This window comes from Marinomonas sp. BSi20584, from assembly GCF_002792415.1.
In the GTDB taxonomy this organism is placed as follows: Bacteria; Pseudomonadota; Gammaproteobacteria; order Pseudomonadales; family Marinomonadaceae; genus Marinomonas; species Marinomonas polaris.
This window is the reverse complement of record NZ_KZ454917.1, coordinates 1-2,438: the sequence shown is the minus strand read 5'-3', so window position 1 is coordinate 2,438 and position 2,438 is coordinate 1. Positions and strand designations below refer to the sequence as shown.

Annotated in this window: 2 protein-coding genes and 1 pseudogene; all 3 read left to right on the top strand. The window is 49.0% G+C overall.

All coding sequences use genetic code 11. From position 1 onward, the window contains the following. The first annotated feature begins 433 nt into the window (after positions 1-433). The 3 genes and pseudogenes from zapE (at position 434) to TY87_RS22300 (ending at position 2,286) form a co-directional block, all read left to right on the top strand. Positions 434-1,921, top strand: a complete 1,488-nt coding sequence (zapE, locus tag TY87_RS22310; RefSeq protein ID WP_198432174.1) for a cell division protein ZapE — start codon at positions 434-436, stop codon at positions 1,919-1,921. Positions 1,922-1,930: 9 nt separating this feature from the next. Next, a pseudogene (locus TY87_RS23035) lies at positions 1,931-2,110 on the top strand (IS91 family transposase); the annotation flags it as partial. Then, positions 2,074-2,286 (top strand): hypothetical protein, encoded by a 213-nt coding sequence (locus TY87_RS22300; RefSeq protein ID WP_232617220.1) that lies wholly within the window; start codon positions 2,074-2,076, stop codon positions 2,284-2,286. The pseudogene TY87_RS23035 and the gene TY87_RS22300, both read left to right, overlap by 37 nt. Positions 2,287-2,438 lie beyond the last annotated feature (152 nt).

Here is a 2,438-nt window from a genome sequence, read left to right as displayed (position 1 = left end):
AATGTGGCTTTGTATTTACGCCATTGAGGTTTAAAAGATCAAAACCTAAAGAGGAACACCAATAAGTGTTGGGGTCAGATCAAGAAACTAGAAACACAATGTCACATGATGACAATGAGCATTAGTCAATAAAGCATCACATGATTCGCCAAAATGATTAGTTTTTGATCTGACCCCAAACTCGCCAAACTCGCGAGCAAAAGCGTATGAACTGGGCGTAACGACATCATACAGTTGCCCCAGAGCGAGTAACGACAACCTTTTTGCTGAGTCACTGTTTAAAACGCCCGGATGGGGCTTCTCATGGGGTCAAAAGTCTAGAAGAGGCGGGCGGTGGGTGTTAACGTTTACGCGCTGGTATAACTATGAACACAAACACAATCAACTTAGGTTTGTGACGCCGCCTCAGCGCCACACGGGACAAGATAAATCGATGAAGACGAAAACGATGAAGACAATCATGATGATGAAAAGGATAATAGCACAACATCGCGTCGCTCGGCGGTGCTTCTCGACAGGGCCCGTGGCAGCGGCTTATGAACTCAAGGTGGACGCGGGGGAGGTGCGACGAGATGACGCGCAAGTCGCTCTGGCGGCAAAATTCGATGCCCTGCACGAGTCTCTTGCCTTGCTCCCACCAGTACCCGTACGCACCGACGATCCGACAGAGAGCAGCGCTACAAGCAGCAGTCCACTGTTACTGGCGCGGTCTATGGCATCCGCCCAGTCCTTTCTTCGAAAGAAGTTCCATTTGTGGTTTTTTGGTACACCACCGCGAGGCATGTACATTTATGGACCGGTCGGGGTCGGCAAGAGCTTTTTAATGGATCTCTTTTACGCGTCGGTTACTGTTCCTGATGATGATTCTTGCTGTAATAATAACAGCCTTAAACACACAAAGATTACCAAACGCCGCGTCCACTTTCATGAATTCATGCTAGACGTCCATCATCGAATCTTTATCTACAAACAGAAGCACCCACGAGGTGATGCACTTCCCATCATTGCGCAACAATTGGCACAAGAAGCCCAACTCCTCTGTTTCGATGAATTTCAAGTGACAGACATTGCCGATGCCATGATTTTGAAGCGACTGTTTTCACTATTATTGGATTGGAATGTCGTGATGGTGGCCACCTCGAATCGAGCCCCCGATGCCTTGTATAAGGGAGGCATAAACCGCTCCCTCTTTTTGCCATTCATCGACATGTTGAAAGACACGTCCGACATTATTTCCATGGAGGATTCCAAGAAGGATTATCGACTCGAAAGTCGAGCGGATGGTCAATCCTATTTTTGGTCAAACAAGGACGTTCATGGCGATAATAGTATTAATAGGGGCATGCAGGCGCAGTTGGAAGAAATATTTGGTGGCACTGCATCCGGAACTGAGGCCGAGATCATTCCCGTCCTCTTTGGTCGCACCGTCCAGGTCGCCCGATTGAATGACCGGTGCGCCTGGTTTGACTTTTCCGAGTTGTGCTACCAACCGCTCGGGGCGGCCGATTATATTTCCCTCTGCCGCCGATTTCCGGTCATCATCATGGAACGCGTCCCCCAACTGGACGCCAATCACCTCAACGAAGCACGACGATTCGTGACCCTCATTGATGCGTGTTATGAATCTCGCACCCGCTTGGTGCTGGCGGCACAAGTCCCGCTCGACGAATTGTTTGTTGATTTTGAAGCGCAAGTCGAAAGCAGTGACGGAGATGAAGAATTGATTGTCAATGAGAAGGGAGGAAACTCGAGTTCCTTTGCGACCACCATGATTCGCACCAAAGAGGGGAAATATTATGAGTGGTCGGCGACGGGTCGAATTGGGGTGTCACTGGCACAATTTTCGTCCGCCAATGATCTCGCCTTTTCCTTTCGACGAGCCGCGTCTCGGTTGGTAGAAATGGGTGGAAAGGAATGGTGACGGCAATGACGAAAGGTCTTTACCTTGCAAACCACTGCACCTATGGCAGAGCAAGGGCTTGCACTAGGCTGTGCCACAAAAGTGGCAGGTTTCAGTCTCCATGCAGGTGTCATGATGAGCAACGCACAGGATAGAAGTAAACTCGAAAGGCTATGCCGTTATATTACCCGCTCTGGAGTGTCGGAAAAAGGTTGAAAAGCGAACCCGGCGCTTTGGTGCTTTTCCGTGGTCGAAATGCTATCCATCGAGTCACGCCAACACAAGGAGAGACCACTCGTATGCTGTCTGTTCTCGCCTATAATTCACAACCTGGAATTGCACTTTTCGAAGCGGCAAGCAAAACCTTTTATGGGCGAGTGAATTAGGAACGTTACGAGTGTTTTAAAGCGCTAGCATCATGACTTTGGCATATTCACCGTAGCTCTCGCTCGCTTGTTGATTCGTCACTTCAACAAAACCGTGTTTTTGCCAGAATAGTATTGAAATCAATAAAGCGCTTTGGAAACCCGCTGTGGTT

Bases quoted from the DNA above. Each gene is read 5' to 3' on its own strand.
- zapE (WP_198432174.1), top strand. From the start codon at position 434: ATGAAGACGAAAACGATGAAGACAATCATGATGATGAAAAGGATAATA.
- TY87_RS22300 (WP_232617220.1), top strand. From the start codon at position 2,074: ATGCCGTTATATTACCCGCTCTGGAGTGTCGGAAAAAGGTTGAAAAGC.